This window comes from Kitasatospora sp. MAP12-44 (assembly GCF_029892095.1).
Classification (GTDB): Bacteria; Actinomycetota; Actinomycetes; order Streptomycetales; family Streptomycetaceae; genus Kitasatospora.
In genome coordinates this window covers 3,227,890-3,243,582 of the sequence record NZ_JARZAE010000004.1, presented here as the reverse complement: position 1 = coordinate 3,243,582, position 15,693 = coordinate 3,227,890, and the positions used below count along the sequence as shown (strand labels likewise).

The following is a 15,693-nucleotide window of genomic DNA, read 5'->3' as shown; positions in this document are numbered from 1 at the left end:
CACGACAGCCGTACGGCCGGGGCTCCCTCGCGGACCCCGGCCGTACGGCTGTCCGCGCTGGCCTAGGCTTTCGACCATGCCCAACGGCCGATACTCGCTCCACGACCCGCACGACCACGCCCCGCTCGGCGAGGAGCGGTTCAGCTGCGCACCCGGCCCCGCCGGCTGGCGCTACGTCTCCAAGACCTACGCGCCCGACGGCAGCACGCTGGGCACCGTCGACCTCACCCTCGACTCGCGCAGCCGTCCGCTGCGGATGGAGCTGCGCTCCGGGGGCTGGCAGGTCCGCGGCGGCGCGGTGGACGGCGTCGCCTGGCTGCGCACCGATGCCGCGGATCCGGCCGGCACGCTCGCGGTCGAGGGCCACGACCGGGCACACGGCTTCAGCGGCGACTCGCCGGCCTTCCTGATCGCCACCGCGCGGCTGCTGCGCCTGACGTCGGGAGGCAGCGCCCGGGTACGACTGGTCTCCTTCACGGGCGCGGCGCTGGCCCCGCGCACCTTCGACCAGGGCTGGACGCTGGAGGGCTTCGAGGAGCATCCGACCGACAGCGGGCCGCTGCTGGTCGAGCGCTACCAGGTGGCCGACCTGGAGACGGGCGAGCAGCGGCTGGTGCACCTGGCGGGGGACGTGGTGCTGGCGGCACCGGGCATCGAACTGGAGGAGCTGCAGTCGCCGCCCAACCCGTGGCCGGCGCTCAGCCCGGGAGAGTGAACCCGCTGTCGGTGGGCTGGGGGAGGACGGGTGCGGGCGCCGCGGGCAGTGGGGCCGTCTGCGGTGCCGTCTGCGGGGCCTGGCCGGTCGTCCGGTCCCACTCTCGGCGCTGCCGCTCGGTGAGCACCGCGCCCAGGTAGCTCGCCGGGTCCAGCCCGACCGGCACCGGCCAGTTGGTCCGCGCGGCCACCTCCGCGGCCAGTCCCACCGCCATCCGGTAGGCCACCTCCGGGTCCAACTGTCCTACGCGTGACAACAGTTGACGAATCGCAAGCCAGAGCTCGGCCGGCACCGCCGACAGCTCCAACCGGACCAGCTCGGCCCCCAGCGCGTGCAGCACCTGCGGCGGGGGAGGGGCGAACGTGGTCGTCGCCCCGCGACCTGCCGCCACCCGCTCACGGATCACCAGGGTGCCCGCGAAGATATCGCCGAGCCGGCGGCCCTCGGGCGAGATCAGCGAGCTGATCGCGGCCGGAGCACCGGTCAGCATGATGATCTCGAAGAAGCCCACCAGCCCCCGGACCAGCGCATGCCGGAAGCTCACCGGCCCGCCGTCGGTCCGCACCACGCGCAGGCCGAACGCCAGCTTCCCCAGCGACTTCCCCCGTGTGAGCGTCTCGACCAGGATCGGCAGTGCGACCAGGAAGAACACCGTCAGGCTCAGCATCACCGCTGCGGCGGCAGCACCGTCCAGGTTCGGCTGGATCACCATCAGGGCCACTGCGCAGATGAAGAAGGCCGCTACCTCCACCACCAGGTCCAGCAGCACCGCGACAGCCCGGCTGGGCAGTTTCGCCGTCCGCAGACCGAGGACCACGGCCTCACCCGTCACCAGGTCGCTCACTGCACCCCGCCCGTTCCATCCGGTCCGCAACCCCACGGATCTTCAGCGGCCAACATACGGGTCCCCCCGTCGGCCGGGAAGGGCGGCATCCGGGACGACCGACCGCACCCCTTGAGCCGACCTGCCGCTCTGGCAAGCTGTGCCCCAGAGTCGGCGCCGTCCCAACCCCTTGCGCCCGTCAGCCCACTTGGAGTGAGCCGCCATGGACCTGGACGTCTTCGTCGCCGCCCACCAGGGCGAGTGGGCGCGCCTGGAACTCCTCAGCCGCCGGCGTCGACTCACCGGGACGGAGGCCGACGAGCTGGTCACGCTCTACCAGCGCGCCACCGGCCATCTCGCCCGGATCCAGTCCAGCGCCCCGGATCCCGCCCTGGAGGCGCGCCTGACCACACTGGTCGCCCGCGCCCGCAACGCCGTCACCGGAAGCCGGGCGGCCGGCTGGCGGGATGTCGGCCGCTACTTCGCGGCGAGCTTCCCGGCCGCCCTCTACCGCTCGCGCCGCTGGTGGATCCCGATCGCCGTGGTCTCTGTGCTGATGTCGGCGCTGATCGCGTGGTGGGTGTCGACCCACCCCGAGGTCCAGGCCAGCCTGGCCACCCCCGCCCAACTGCGCGAGATGACCAAGCCCGGCGGCGAGTACCAGGCCTACTACTCGGACCGCCCCGCCAGCTCCTTCGCCGCCCAGGTCTGGACGAACAACGCCTGGATCGCGGCCCAGTGCCTGGTCTTCGGCGTCTTCCTCGGCCTCCCGGTCCTCTGGGTGCTGCTGCAGAACGTCCTGAACCTCGGCATCGGCCTGGGCCTGATGGCCTCCGCCGGCCGGCTGGACCTGTTCCTCGGCCTGCTGCTGCCGCACGGTCTGCTCGAACTGACGGCGGTCTTCGTGGCCGGCGGCCTCGGCCTGCGCCTCGGCTGGACGGTCATCGACCCGGGCCCCCGCAAACGCGCCGTCGCACTCGCGGAGGAGGGGCGCGCGACCATCGGAATGGCGATGGGGCTGGCCGCCGTTCTCTTCGTCAGCGGAATTCTCGAAGCATTCGTCACCCCCTCGGGCCTCCCCACCTGGGCCCGGATCGGTATCGGGGTGACGGCGGAGACCCTGTTCCTCCTTTACGCCCTGGTCCTCGGCCGCCGCGCCGCCCAGGCCGGCCAGCGCGGCGACATCGAGGAAGCCGACCGCGCAGACCTGCAGCCTGTGGCGGCCTGACCCACTCTGACCTGGTAGTCTTCTCTCCACGCCGCAAAGACCGTTGACACGGACTGGACCGGCTAGTAGATTCGAACGGTTGGCTTCGACTGGACAACGGTCGAGAGCAAGCGCTAGTGTCCACGACACAGCAGGCTGAGGCAGGCGCATCCACGATGCGAGCCCGGCAAGCGAAACCCGGAAACAAAACCTCCGAAAGTCTTTGATAGACTTCGCTGGCAAGTTGAAGGAAATCAGCTCGGCAGAAAATGCAGCGAAGAAAGCATCGGTAAAACGGTGCGAATCGGATCTGATAAGCTGGGCGAAGAACGAAACGAAGTACTGAACGAAGCGCTCGGAGATACTGCGAAGGCAGTTCGAAGAAAGCGTCCGTTCCTTGAGAACTCAACAGCGTGCCAAAAGTCAACGCCAGATATGTTGACATCCCCGGCCTTGATCTTCGGATCGGGGTTGGAGATTCCTTTTGAAGTAATACACAGCGAGGACGCAGTGCACGTGACCACCCTATTCCGGTGGTTGTCGTGCCGCTCAACGCGGGTGTAAGCCCGGTGCTTTTAATTAGGCACAGTGGGAAGACATTCACGGAGAGTTTGATCCTGGCTCAGGACGAACGCTGGCGGCGTGCTTAACACATGCAAGTCGAACGATGAAGCCTTCGGGTGGATTAGTGGCGAACGGGTGAGTAACACGTGGGAAATCTGCCCTGCACTCTGGGACAAGCCTTGGAAACGAGGTCTAATACCGGATATGACCTGTCCTCGCATGGGGATGGGTGGAAAGCTCCGGCGGTGCAGGATGATCCCGCGGCCTATCAGCTTGTTGGTGGGGTAATGGCCTACCAAGGCGACGACGGGTAGCCGGCCTGAGAGGGCGACCGGCCACACTGGGACTGAGACACGGCCCAGACTCCTACGGGAGGCAGCAGTGGGGAATATTGCACAATGGGCGAAAGCCTGATGCAGCGACGCCGCGTGAGGGATGAAGGCCTTCGGGTCGTAAACCTCTTTCAGCAGGGAAGAAGCGCAAGTGACGGTACCTGCAGAAGAAGCACCGGCTAACTACGTGCCAGCAGCCGCGGTAATACGTAGGGTGCGAGCGTTGTCCGGAATTATTGGGCGTAAAGAGCTCGTAGGCGGCTTGTCGCGTCGGATGTGAAAGCCCGGGGCTTAACCCCGGGTCTGCATTCGATACGGGCAGGCTAGAGTGTGGTAGGGGAGATCGGAATTCCTGGTGTAGCGGTGAAATGCGCAGATATCAGGAGGAACACCGGTGGCGAAGGCGGATCTCTGGGCCATTACTGACGCTGAGGAGCGAAAGCGTGGGGAGCGAACAGGATTAGATACCCTGGTAGTCCACGCCGTAAACGGTGGGAACTAGGTGTTGGCGACATTCCACGTCGTCGGTGCCGCAGCTAACGCATTAAGTTCCCCGCCTGGGGAGTACGGCCGCAAGGCTAAAACTCAAAGGAATTGACGGGGGCCCGCACAAGCAGCGGAGCATGTGGCTTAATTCGACGCAACGCGAAGAACCTTACCAAGGCTTGACATATGCCGGAAACGGCCAGAGATGGTCGCCCCCTTGTGGTCGGTATACAGGTGGTGCATGGTTGTCGTCAGCTCGTGTCGTGAGATGTTGGGTTAAGTCCCGCAACGAGCGCAACCCTTGTTCTGTGTTGCCAGCATGCCTTTCGGGGTGATGGGGACTCACAGGAGACTGCCGGGGTCAACTCGGAGGAAGGTGGGGACGACGTCAAATCATCATGCCCCTTATGTCTTGGGCTGCACACGTGCTACAATGGTCGGTACAAAGGGCTGCGATGCCGCGAGGCGGAGCGAATCCCAAAAAGCCGGCCTCAGTTCGGATTGGGGTCTGCAACTCGACCCCATGAAGTTGGAGTTGCTAGTAATCGCAGATCAGCATGCTGCGGTGAATACGTTCCCGGGCCTTGTACACACCGCCCGTCACGTCACGAAAGTCGGTAACACCCGAAGCCGGTGGCCTAACCCGTAAGGGGAGGAGCCGTCGAAGGTGGGACCAGCGATTGGGACGAAGTCGTAACAAGGTAGCCGTACCGGAAGGTGCGGCTGGATCACCTCCTTTCTAAGGAGCACACGGCCGATTGTGAGCAAATGTCTCGCACGGTCAGCTCATGGGTGGAACGTTGACTATTCGGCACACACGGTTGGTTGATACCAGTACTGCACTTCGGTGCGTGGAACGTATCGGCGGGTCGGGTGTGTCGGGCACGTTGTTGGGTCCTGAGGGAACGGCCGTTATGGTCGTTGCTTCAGTGCCGGTCCCACGGACACTGCTCGAGTCTTCGAGTTGTGTAGGTGGGTGTCTGGTCGTTGTTTGAGAACTGCACAGTGGACGCGAGCATCTGTGGCCAAGTTTTTAAGGGCGCACGGTGGATGCCTTGGCACTAGGAACCGATGAAGGACGTGGGAGGCCACGATAGTCCCCGGGGAGCCGTCAACCAGGCTTTGATCCGGGGGTTTCCGAATGGGGAAACCCGGCAGTCGTCATGGGCTGTCACCCGTACCTGAATATATAGGGTATGTGGAGGGAACGAGGGGAAGTGAAACATCTCAGTACCCTCAGGAAGAGAAAACAACCGTGATTCCGGGAGTAGTGGCGAGCGAAACCGGATGAGGCTAAACCGTATTGGTGTGATACCCGGCAGGGGTTGCCAATGCGGGGTCGTGGGAAAGTTCTTCAGTCGTCTGCCGGCGGCTGGGTGAGTCAGAAACCGTATGGATAGTCGAAGGACATGCGAAAGGTCCGGCGTAGAGGGTAAGACCCCCGTAGACGAAATCTGTGCGGCTCACTTGAGCTTCTCCCAAGTAGCACGGAGCCCGAGAAATTCCGTGTGAATCTGGCGGGACCACCCGCTAAGCCTAAATATTCCCTAGTGACCGATAGCGGATAGTACCGTGAGGGAATGGTGAAAAGTACCGCGGGAGCGGAGTGAAATAGTACCTGAAACCGTGTGCCTACAAGCCGTGGGAGCGTCGGACACCAGCTTGCTGTGTGTCTCGTGACTGCGTGCCTTTTGAAGAATGAGCCTGCGAGTTTGCGGTGTGTAGCGAGGTTAACCCGTGTGGGGTAGCCGTAGCGAAAGCGAGTCCGAATAGGGCGTTTGAGTTGCACGCCCAAGACCCGAAGCGGAGTGATCTAGCCATGGGCAGGTTGAAGCGGAGGTAAGACTTCGTGGAGGACCGAACCCACCAGGGTTGAAAACCTGGGGGATGACCTGTGGTTAGGGGTGAAAGGCCAATCAAACTCCGTGATAGCTGGTTCTCCCCGAAATGCATTTAGGTGCAGCGTCACGTGTTTCTTGCCGGAGGTAGAGCACTGGATAGGCGATGGGCCTCACCGGGTTACTGACCTTAGCCAAACTCCGAATGCCGGTAAGTGAGAGCGTGGCAGTGAGACTGTGGGGGATAAGCTCCATGGTCGAGAGGGAAACAGCCCAGAACACCGACTAAGGTCCCTAAGCGTGTGCTAAGTGGGAAAGGATGTGGAGTCGCACAGACAACCAGGAGGTTGGCTTAGAAGCAGCCATCCTTGAAAGAGTGCGTAATAGCTCACTGGTCAAGTGATTCCGCGCCGACAATGTAGCGGGGCTCAAGCACACCACCGAAGTCGTGTCATTGCAGCAATAGGGCCAACGCCTGCTGTGATGGGTAGGGGAGCGTCGTGTGCCGGGTGAAGCAGCGGAGGAATCCAGTTGTGGACGGTTCACGAGTGAGAATGCAGGCATGAGTAGCGATACAAGAGTGGGAAACTCTTGCGCCGATTGACCAAGGGTTCCTGGGTCAAGCTGATCTGCCCAGGGTAAGTCGGGACCTAAGGCGAGGCCGACAGGCGTAGTCGATGGACAACGGGTTGATATTCCCGTACCCGCTTTGAAGCGCCAACGTCGAACCTCTGAATGCTAAAGCCGTGAAGCCGGCCCGGAGTCTTCGGACGAAGGGACGTGGTGGAGCCGCTGACCCAACAGGGTAGTAGGTGAGCGATGGGGTGACGCAGGAAGGTAGTCCAGCCCGGGCGGTGGTTGTCCCGGGGTAAGGGTGTAGGCCGAGTGATAGGCAAATCCGTCACTCATTAAGGCTGAGACCTGATGCCGAGCCGATTGTGGTGAAGTGGATGATCCTATGCTGTCGAGAAAAGCCTCTAGCGAGTTTCATGGCGGCCCGTACCCCAAACCGACTCAGGTGGTCAGGTAGAGAATACCGAGGCGTTCGGGTGAACTATGGTTAAGGAACTCGGCAAAATGCCCCCGTAACTTCGGGAGAAGGGGGGCCATTCCTGGTGATGAGTCTTGCACTCTGAGCTGGGGGTGGCCGCAGAGACCAGCGAGAAGCGACTGTTTACTAAAAACACAGGTCCGTGCGAAGCCGTAAGGCGATGTATACGGACTGACGCCTGCCCGGTGCTGGAACGTTAAGGGGACCGGTTAGTCTGGTTTCGACTAGGCGAAGCTGAGAACTTAAGCGCCAGTAAACGGCGGTGGTAACTATAACCATCCTAAGGTAGCGAAATTCCTTGTCGGGTAAGTTCCGACCTGCACGAATGGCGTAACGACTTCTCGACTGTCTCAACCATAGGCCCGGTGAAATTGCATTACGAGTAAAGATGCTCGTTTCGCGCAGCAGGACGGAAAGACCCCGGGACCTTTACTATAGCTTGATATTGGTGTTCGGTTCGGCTTGTGTAGGATAGGTGGGAGACTTTGAAGCGGCAACGCCAGTTGTCGTGGAGTCGACGTTGAAATACCACTCTGGTCGTGCTGGATGTCTAACCTGGGTCCGTGATCCGGATCAGGGACAGTGTCTGGTGGGTAGTTTAACTGGGGCGGTTGCCTCCTAAAGAGTAACGGAGGCGCCCAAAGGTTCCCTCAGCCTGGTTGGCAATCAGGTGTTGAGTGTAAGTGCACAAGGGAGCTTGACTGTGAGACCGACGGGTCGAGCAGGTGCGAAAGCAGGGACTAGTGATCCGGCGGTGGCTTGTGGAAGCGCCGTCGCTCAACGGATAAAAGGTACCCCGGGGATAACAGGCTGATCTTCCCCAAGAGTCCATATCGACGGGATGGTTTGGCACCTCGATGTCGGCTCGTCGCATCCTGGGGCTGGAGTAGGTCCCAAGGGTTGGGCTGTTCGCCCATTAAAGCGGTACGCGAGCTGGGTTTAGAACGTCGTGAGACAGTTCGGTCCCTATCCGCTGTGCGCGTAGGAATATTGAGAAGGGCTGTCCCTAGTACGAGAGGACCGGGACGGACGAACCTCTGGTGTGCCAGTTGTCCTGCCAAGGGCATGGCTGGTTGGCTACGTTCGGGAGGGATAACCGCTGAAAGCATCTAAGCGGGAAGCCTGCTTCGAGATGAGTATTCCCACCTCCTTGAGAGGGTAAGGCTCCCAGTAGACGACTGGGTTGATAGGCCGGATGTGGAAGCCCAGTAATGGGTGGAGCTGACCGGTACTAATAGGCCGAGGGCTTGTCCTCAGTTGCTCGCGTCCACTGTGTTGTTCTGAAACAACGACCCCATATCCCCACTTGGTCGGGGGTGTGGTGCGGTTGACAGTTTCATAGTGTTTCGGTGGTCATAGCGTGAGGGAAACGCCCGGTTACATTCCGAACCCGGAAGCTAAGCCTCACAGCGCCGATGGTACTGCAGGGGGGACCCTGTGGGAGAGTAGGACGCCGCCGAACAATCATTCCAAGTAACCCCCATCCGAGAAATCGGATGGGGGTTACTTGCGTTTGCGGACATTTCCCGCCCGGCGGTCTGGTGACCGGGGTGGTCGTGAGACGGCCGTCGCCCGGCATACGATCGAGGCATGGCTAGACCAGGTCCTAAGGCCCGCCCCGAACCCCAACCGCGTATCGAGCCCTTCAGCTTGTCGACCGACCCCTTTGTGATGGAGACGTCGCACGAGGTGGCCGGGATGTATCTGGCCCCGCCCGAGCGGGTCCTGGCGCTGCACGTGGACGCCGAGACGGTGCTCCGTCCCAAGCTCCGCGACGCGCTGCAGGAGCTGCGGGACGAGCCGCTGCCGCCGACGGTGACAACACTGCTCTCCAGCCTCGGCACCACCACCGAGAAGGTTCTCGGGACCCTGCACCGCCGCCGGCGCGGCGTGGAGTTCCGCCGCTTCCTGACGCAGCTGGACAGCCAGCTGCCGGAGGTCGGCGAGATCCACCTGATCTGCGACAACTACTTCACGCACAAGTCGCCGACGGTGATGAACTGGCTCCGTGCCCACCCGCGGGTGACGATGCACTTCGCGCCCACCGAGGAGGCCTGGCTCGCGCATGTCGAGCGGTGGTTCGCCTACCAGGCGGCGCGCGAGGCCTTCCACGGTGACAAGTCGTCGGCTGCCGCGCTCTCCAAGGGCATCGCGGACTGGCAGCGCGACAACCAGGCCGCGCAGGTCGAGCAGACCGAGCAGCCCGAGAGTGAGCAGGCCGAGACCGGTCGCGCGCACGTCTGGATCAAGCCGGGCCGCTAGGAACTACAGATAGGAACTACAGGCGCCCGGCGGCTTTGAGCGCGAGGTAGGCGTCGGCCAGGGCCGGCGGGAGCGCGGCCGGTGGGGCGTCCAGGACGGTCGCGCCGTGGCGGGTGAGTTGTTCCGCGACGGCGCGCCGTTCGGCCCGGGTCTGCTCGGCTGCGGCCGCGCCGTAGACGGCCTGCAGGGTGCCGCGCCCTGCGGCCAAAGTCTCCAACCGGGGGTCGGCCACGGCGGCGACCAGGACCTCGTGGCGCTGGGTCAGGCGGGGGAGCAGCGATACCAGCCCGTCCTGTGCCGAGCCGGCGTCGAGGCCGGTCAGCAGGACGATCAGCGAGCGGCGCGGGGCGAGTTGCAGGGCGGCGCTGGTGAGTGCGCGCAGGTCGGTTTCGACCAGCGCGGGCTCCAGCACGGCCATCGCGTTGGTGAACGAGGGCAGCACGTCGGCGGCGGAGCGGCCGACCACCGCGCCACGCCGGCGCAGGTCGTGGGCGAGCAGGTCCACCCGGTCACCCGCCTTGGTGGCCAGGGCGGCGAGCAGCAGGGCGGCGTCCAACGATGCGTCCAGGCGCGGGGCGTCGCCGACCCGGCCGGCCGAGGTGCGGCCGGTGTCCAGGACGATGAGGATGTGCCGGTCGCGCTCGGGCCGCCAGGTGCGGACGGCGACGGTGTGCCGCCGGGCGCTGGCCCGCCAGTCGATCGAGCGCACGTCGTCGCCCGGCAGGTACTCGCGCAGGCTGTCGAACTCGGTGCCCTGACCCCGGCTCAACAGCGAGGTGCGGCCGTCGAGTTCGCGGAGCCTGGCGAGCCGGGACGGCAGGTGCTTGCGGCTGCTGAACGGCGGCAGGGCACGCAGCGTCCAGGCGATGTCGTGCGACCCCTGCCGTCCGGCCAGGCCGAGCGGGCCGAGCGAGCGAATGGTCACCCGGTGGGCGTGCTGGTCGCCGCGGCGGGTGGGGCAGAGCTCGGTGGTGACCCGGCGCCGTTCGCCCGGCGGCACGAGCAGCCGGTGGCGGGAGGCGGTCAGCTCGGTCCCGGGTCGGAAGGCGGAGGGCGCCCAGGCGTCCCGCAGGGCGGCCCGCAGCAGCCGTCCCGAAGGGTTGGCGACGGTCAGCCCGACGCTCGCGGGCTCGCCGAGCCGCACCGAACTGTCACCCTCCCGGGTCAGCTGCAGCCCGCGGACCGGTGCGGCGAGCAGCAGATCGACCAGGACCGCCGCGAGCAGCGGCAGGGTGACGACCGCGATCCCCAGCCAGGAGGGCAGCAGAAGCCCGACCACCAGCGCGCCGAGTGCGGCGAACAGGGCAGTGCGGCCGGTGAGGGCCATGGCGGGCTCCTAACAGGGGAGTTGGCGGGGGAGGGTCAGCGCGGGGCGGGGGTCTGCGCGAGCACGGCCTGGATGACCGAGTCGGCGGTGACGCCCTCCATCTCCGCCTCGGCCCGCAGCTGGACGCGGTGGCGCAGGGTCGGCAGCGCGAGTGCCTTGACGTCGTCGGGCGTCACGTAGTCGCGGCCGGCCAGCCAGGCCCAGGCCCGGGCGGTGCTCAGCAGCGCGGTGGCGCCACGCGGCGAGACGCCGATGGACAACGAGGGCGACTGCCGCGTGGCCCGGCACAGGTCGACGATGTAGGCGAGCACCTCGGGTGAGACGGTCAGCCCGGCGATGGCGGCGCGCGCGGCGGCCAGGTCGGCGGGGCCGGCCACCGGGCGGACCCCGGCGGCGTGCAGATCGCGCGGGTCGAAGCCGGCCGCGTGCCGGCTGAGCACCTGGAACTCCTGCTCCCGGGTGGGCAGCGGGAGGATCAGCTTGATCAGGAAGCGGTCGAGCTGGGCCTCGGGCAGCGGGTAGGTGCCCTCGTACTCCAGGGGGTTCTGCGTCGCGGCCACCAGGAACGGGACGGGCAGCGGGCGCGGCTCGCCGTCCACCGTGACCTGGCGCTCCTCCATCGCCTCCAGCAGCGAGGCCTGGGTCTTGGGCGGGGTCCGGTTGATCTCGTCGGCCAGCAGCAGGTTGGTGAAGACCGGGCCGGGCTGGAAGGAGAACTCGGCGGTGCGGGCGTCATAGACCAGCGAGCCGGTGACGTCGCCGGGCATCAGGTCGGGGGTGAACTGGATGCGCTTGGTCTCCAGGCTCAGGGCGGTGGAGAGGGTGCGGACCAGCAGTGTCTTTGCCACCCCCGGAACACCTTCGAGCAGCACATGACCGCCGCACAGCAGCGCGACGACGAGGCCCGTGACGGCGGCGTCCTGGCCGACCACGGCCTTGCCGATCTCGGCGCGCAGAGCGGTCAGTGCCTGCCGGGGGTCGTTGGGCGGCGCGGCGCTGTCGGCGGGTGCTACGGGGGCGGACTGCTCGGTCACGGCTGTCGTACCTGCCTTTCCAGGGCATCGAGGTCGTCGGCGAGCCGCAGCAGTGCGGCGTCGTCGGTGGGGGGCGGGCCGTACAGCAGGGCGTGCGGCCCGCCGGGGTCGACCGGCGCGGGGAGCCGGCCGGCGAGGGCGGTGAGCAGCGCGGTGCCGTCCGGCTCGCCGACGGTCAGCGGGACGCCGAGGACGGCCGCCAGCCGGTGCCGGGCGGCCCGGCGCAGGCTCGTGGCAGCCTGTTCGCGTGCCTTGGCGCGCTGGTAGAGCCGGGCGCGGCCCTCGGTGGTCTCGGCGGCGCGGACCACCACGGGGAGGTCCTCGCTGACCACCGGACCCAGCCGACGCGCTCGCCAGAGCGCGGCCAGCACGGCCGCGAGGGCGAGCTGCAGGGCGGCCCAGGACCAGCCCCGGGGTATCAGGTCGGTGAAGCTGCGCTGCTGGGCCTGCTGCGGCGCGCTGCTGTAGTCGGGCAGGTACCAGGTGAGGTGGGGCTGCGCGCCGAGCAGGCCGAGCGCGAGCGAGGCGTTGCCGTCCTGGGCGAGTGCCTGGTTGGTGAGGAAGCGGCCCGAGCCGAGCACGATCACCTCGGTGCCGCTTGGTTCGGTGGTCCGCACCAGGGACGGATGGCCTTCGCGCGGGTAGCAGGCGAGGGTGTCGTCGTCGGCGGCGTAGAGCTGTCCGCCGAGCTGGACGCTGCCGGCCCGCTGGGCTTCGGGGAGCGAGCAGCTCGGCTGGGTGCTGGCGGAGGCGATGCCCAGCGGGACGCCGGCTGCCTCGGCGGGATGCACGTCGGGCGCCAGGATGCTCAGCGCGGCGTCGCCGGGGGATATCAGGATCACCCGGCGGTGTCCGGCGGCGGCCAGCGCGCGCAGCTGATCCGGGCTCAGCAGGTCGGGCAGCGGCAGCAGGACGGTGTCGGCGCCGGCGGAGTCGTCGAGGGCGGCGGGGGTGTCCACGGGATCGACGGTGATGCCCTGCTGGCGCAGCAGCTGCGCGGTCGCCCGGCCGCCGTCCGGGTCGGCGGAGCGCGGGTCGAGCGCGGGGTAGCCGCCGCTGTCACCGAGGCCGCCGACGAGCAGCGCGGCCAGCAGCAGGACAGCTGCGCCGAGCAGGAACCAGCGGGAGCGGCGCCAGAGTTGACGAGCCGTCGGGGACAGCGCGGTGGTCGGCGCGCTGGTCGGGGCGGCGGTCGGGGTGAGCGTCACGCCAGGCCTCCCGGGGAGGGCACGGCCGGGCGGGTGCGCTCCAGTCGACCGTCCAGCTCGGCCAGCAGCTGGTAGTCGGCGCCGGCGGCGGCGCGGTCGCCGAACGCGACGTCGTCGAAGACCCGGGCCGCCTCGCGCAGCGCGGCGGCGTGCTCGGGCAGGAACCGGCCGGCCTCGGCGGCCGCCTCGTCCGCGGTGCGGCCCGGGCGGGCATCCAGCAGGGTGCGTTCCTCCAGCGCGCGGACCAGCGCGCGCATCTGCTCCCGTACGGCCTGCGGCCAGTCGCCCGCCTCGGCGTGCCGGCGGGCCGCCGCGCGGTGCTCGGCGGCGGTGCGCGGGCCCTCGGCGCTGAACAGCGCGGCGGCGGTCTGTGCAGCACGGCCCGGCCGGCCGAGTCGCCACCACAGGCCGGCGCCGATCAGCACGGCGATCACCAGGAAGAACACCAGACCGGCGACGCCGCTGCCGGTCGTCGAGCCGATCCCGCCGAGCAGGTGGTCCAGCTGGGCCCAGAGCCAGTCGGTGACCCGCTGCGCGAGGCTCGGATCGTGCCGGTGGTAGGCCGGGTCGAGCAGCTCGTTGCGCGCGGCGTCGCGGGCCGGGTCGCGCGGCACGGCCACCGGGCTGCCGGCCGCCGCCAGTGCCCGATCCCCCCAGGTGGGCACGGCGGTCAGCCCTCCGCGGGTGGTGCGGGCCGGTCGGCCGTGCCGTAGCCGGGCAGGCCGGCCGCGCGGGCCAGCTCGATGTCCAGGGCCTCTCGGCGGATTCGCTGGTCGACGTAGAGCAGCACGTTGATGCCGGCCTGAGCCGGGATGCTCAGCATCGAGCCGATGATGGAGCCGAGGGTCGTGATGACCAGGGCCCCGAGCGGCACCGTGGCGGCCGCGGTGCCGCTCAGCGGGCTCAGCGGCGAGCCGCCCGCGGTCGCGGCCACCAGGGTGAACGGGATGGAGATCATCGCGCTGAGCATCATGGCCAGCAGGTAACCGAGCAGCGATACGCCGAGGATCCGCCACCAGGAGCCGCGCACCAGCCGCCGGGAGCGGGCCATGGCGGCGAGCACGCCCTGCTTCTCCAGCATCAGGGCCGGTGCGGACAGGCTCAGCCGGACGCCCATCCAGATGGCGACGCCCAGGCCGGCGAGCAGCACGGGGACGCCGATCAGGGCGGTGAGCGTGCTCGGGACCTGCGCCACGGACCCGACGATCAGCGGGATCGCCGAGGCGATCACGATGCCGGAGACGATCAGCGCCAGCAGCAGGCTGAGGCCCACCAGACGCCAGAGCTGCGGGCGGGCGGCGCGCCAGGCGGCGGCGACGGTGACCGGCTCGCCGACGATGGCCTTGCTGATCACGATGGTCAGCAGCGCGGTCAGCACCAGGCTGGCCAGCAGGCTCAGCAGCAGGGAGACGCCCAGCCCGATCACCGCGGGGGCGCTCGTCGTGGAGCCGTGGCTCGCCCACTCCACCGCCGCGGTGGTGCTGTTGACCAGCACCGAGACGATCAGCGACAGGCCGAGGACCGGGCGCCAGTGCTTGCGGACGGTGGAGATCGAGCCGTCCAGGATCTCGCCGATGCCCAGCGGCCGCAGCGGGATCACGCCGGGCTTGGGGCTCGGCGGCGGACCCCAGCCGGGGTACGGGCCACCGGGGCGAGCCCCCCAGCCCTGCTGCGCGCCTCCCCAGCCCTGTGGCGGCGCCCAGCGCTGCTGCGGGACCTGCTGCGCCTGCGGGGCGTGCGGGTCGCCGTAGGGCGCGCCGGTGTAGGGCGGCGGCACGGGCGCCCCACCGGGCGCGCGGTCGGCGCCTTGACCGGGGTCGGAGGGTGCCGACGTACCGTCCGGCCCGGAGGGAGTCGCGGCCGGCGGCCGGGTGTCCTCGGGCTCGGAGTCGGACGAGCTGGGGGAGACCCAGCCCGGGGTGTCGGTCATCACTGCTCCTCGGCGTGGGGCGGTGCCCCAGGATGGTGGTGTGGCGCTTTCGTGCCGCCCATCGTGCCATGGTGGCGAGAAGCACCCCAGGGGTGCCTGGTTGCTGATCGACAACGGAGTCGACGGGACCGGTCTAGTGGGGAGTTTGGGTCGATATGGGCGGTCTTGGCGCAGTGTCCGAAGGGAAAAAGGCACTGCTGTGCGGCAGGTCACAATCCGGTAATGAGAGGATGGGCGCATGAAAGGTCGCGTCCTCGTCGTAGATGACGACACCGCACTCGCCGAGATGCTCGGCATTGTGCTGCGTGGTGAGGGTTTTGAGCCGTTTTTCGTCGCCGATGGGGACAAGGCGCTTGCCGTGTTCCGGGAGACCAAGCCGGACCTGGTGCTGCTTGACCTGATGCTGCCCGGCCGCGACGGTATCGACGTCGCCCGGCAGATCAGGGCGGAGTCCGGCGTGCCCATCGTCATGCTCACCGCCAAGACCGACACGGTCGACATCGTGGTGGGCCTGGAGTCGGGTGCCGACGACTATGTGGTCAAGCCGTTCAAGCCCAAGGAGCTGGTGGCCCGGGTGCGCGCGCGGTTGCGCCGTGCCGAGGAGCCCACGCCCGAGCAGCTGACCATAGGTGATCTGGTCATCGATGTGGCCGGGCACTCCGTGAAGCGGGACGGCCGGGGCATCCCGCTGACGCCGCTGGAGTTCGACCTGCTGGTCGCGCTGGCCCGCAAGCCCTGGCAGGTGTTCACCCGCGAGGTGCTGCTGGAGCAGGTCTGGGGCTACCGGCACGCCGCCGACACCCGGTTGGTGAACGTGCACGTCCAGCGCCTGCGGTCCAAGATCGAGAAGGACCCGGAGCGTCCGGAGATCGTGGTCACCGTCCGCGGTGTCGGCTACAAGGCCGGGCCCAGCTGA

General features: G+C 67.5%; 10 protein-coding genes and 3 rRNA genes. 7 read left to right on the top strand and 6 right to left on the bottom strand.

Annotated features, from left to right (window positions below):
* Positions 1 to 76 precede the first annotated feature (76 nt).
* Entirely contained in the window at positions 77 to 715 is a 639-nt protein-coding gene (locus P3T34_RS15080) for a hypothetical protein (protein WP_280666547.1), read from the top strand.
* On the opposite strand, the gene P3T34_RS15075 is transcribed toward P3T34_RS15080, so the two are convergent.
* Complete coding sequence (locus P3T34_RS15075; protein ID WP_280666546.1) at positions 699 to 1,559, bottom strand: RDD family protein; 861 nt, start codon at positions 1,557 to 1,559, stop codon at positions 699 to 701. The genes P3T34_RS15080 and P3T34_RS15075 overlap by 17 nt on opposite strands.
* Before the next feature lie 202 nt (positions 1,560 to 1,761).
* Here P3T34_RS15075 and P3T34_RS15070 point away from each other — a divergent pair, with 202 nt between their 5' ends.
* From P3T34_RS15070 to P3T34_RS15050, 5 genes are all read left to right on the top strand, one after another.
* Positions 1,762 to 2,766 (top strand): stage II sporulation protein M, encoded by a 1,005-nt coding sequence (locus tag P3T34_RS15070; RefSeq protein ID WP_280666545.1) that lies wholly within the window; start codon positions 1,762 to 1,764, stop codon positions 2,764 to 2,766.
* A 578-nt stretch (positions 2,767 to 3,344) separates the two neighbouring features.
* Positions 3,345 to 4,866 (top strand): 16S ribosomal RNA (locus tag P3T34_RS15065).
* Between the two features lie 284 nt (positions 4,867 to 5,150).
* Positions 5,151 to 8,271: ribosomal RNA gene (locus tag P3T34_RS15060) — 23S ribosomal RNA — on the top strand.
* Positions 8,272 to 8,361: 90 nt separating this feature from the next.
* Positions 8,362 to 8,478 (top strand): 5S ribosomal RNA (gene rrf / locus P3T34_RS15055).
* The 16S, 23S and 5S rRNA genes sit together here, the layout of an rRNA operon.
* Positions 8,479 to 8,687: 209 nt before the next feature.
* Positions 8,688 to 9,278 carry a transposase gene (locus tag P3T34_RS15050; protein WP_280666544.1) on the top strand — a complete coding sequence of 197 codons (591 nt, stop codon included), beginning with the start codon at positions 8,688 to 8,690 and terminating at the stop codon, positions 9,276 to 9,278.
* Between the two features lie 16 nt (positions 9,279 to 9,294).
* Here the strand turns inward: P3T34_RS15050 and P3T34_RS15045 are convergent, their stop codons facing one another.
* From P3T34_RS15045 to P3T34_RS15025, 5 genes are all read right to left on the bottom strand, one after another.
* On the bottom strand, positions 9,295 to 10,605 hold the full coding sequence (locus P3T34_RS15045; RefSeq protein ID WP_280666543.1) for a DUF58 domain-containing protein: 1,311 nt from the start codon (positions 10,603 to 10,605) through the stop codon (positions 9,295 to 9,297).
* A gap of 35 nt (positions 10,606 to 10,640) precedes the next feature.
* Positions 10,641 to 11,570, bottom strand: coding sequence for a MoxR family ATPase (locus P3T34_RS15040; RefSeq protein WP_280672110.1), 930 nt, complete (start codon positions 11,568 to 11,570; stop codon positions 10,641 to 10,643).
* A 65-nt stretch (positions 11,571 to 11,635) separates the two neighbouring features.
* Positions 11,636 to 12,847, bottom strand: coding sequence for a DUF4350 domain-containing protein (locus tag P3T34_RS15035; RefSeq protein ID WP_280666542.1), 1,212 nt, complete (start codon positions 12,845 to 12,847; stop codon positions 11,636 to 11,638).
* Positions 12,844 to 13,512, bottom strand: coding sequence for a DUF4129 domain-containing protein (locus tag P3T34_RS15030; protein WP_280666541.1), 669 nt, complete (start codon positions 13,510 to 13,512; stop codon positions 12,844 to 12,846). Before P3T34_RS15030 ends, P3T34_RS15035 begins: the two co-directional genes overlap by 4 nt.
* Positions 13,513 to 13,517: 5 nt before the next feature.
* Positions 13,518 to 14,777: a hypothetical protein gene (locus P3T34_RS15025; protein ID WP_280666540.1), complete on the bottom strand. Its 1,260-nt coding sequence runs from the start codon at positions 14,775 to 14,777 to the stop codon at positions 13,518 to 13,520.
* A 238-nt stretch (positions 14,778 to 15,015) separates the two neighbouring features.
* Between P3T34_RS15025 and mtrA the strand changes: the two genes are divergently transcribed.
* A complete protein-coding gene (mtrA, locus tag P3T34_RS15020; protein ID WP_035793392.1) occupies positions 15,016 to 15,693 on the top strand; it encodes an MtrAB system response regulator MtrA in 678 nt (225 codons plus the stop codon).

Excerpts from the sequence above, each read along its gene's own strand:
- P3T34_RS15080 (WP_280666547.1), top strand. The coding sequence starts at position 77 with ATGCCCAACGGCCGATACTCGCTCCACGACCCGCACGACCACGCCCCG.
- P3T34_RS15070 (WP_280666545.1), top strand. The coding sequence starts at position 1,762 with ATGGACCTGGACGTCTTCGTCGCCGCCCACCAGGGCGAGTGGGCGCGC.
- P3T34_RS15050 (WP_280666544.1), top strand. The coding sequence starts at position 8,688 with ATGGAGACGTCGCACGAGGTGGCCGGGATGTATCTGGCCCCGCCCGAG.
- P3T34_RS15045 (WP_280666543.1), bottom strand. The coding sequence starts at position 10,605 with ATGGCCCTCACCGGCCGCACTGCCCTGTTCGCCGCACTCGGCGCGCTG.
- P3T34_RS15025 (WP_280666540.1), bottom strand. The coding sequence starts at position 14,777 with ATGACCGACACCCCGGGCTGGGTCTCCCCCAGCTCGTCCGACTCCGAG.
- mtrA (WP_035793392.1), top strand. The coding sequence starts at position 15,016 with ATGAAAGGTCGCGTCCTCGTCGTAGATGACGACACCGCACTCGCCGAG.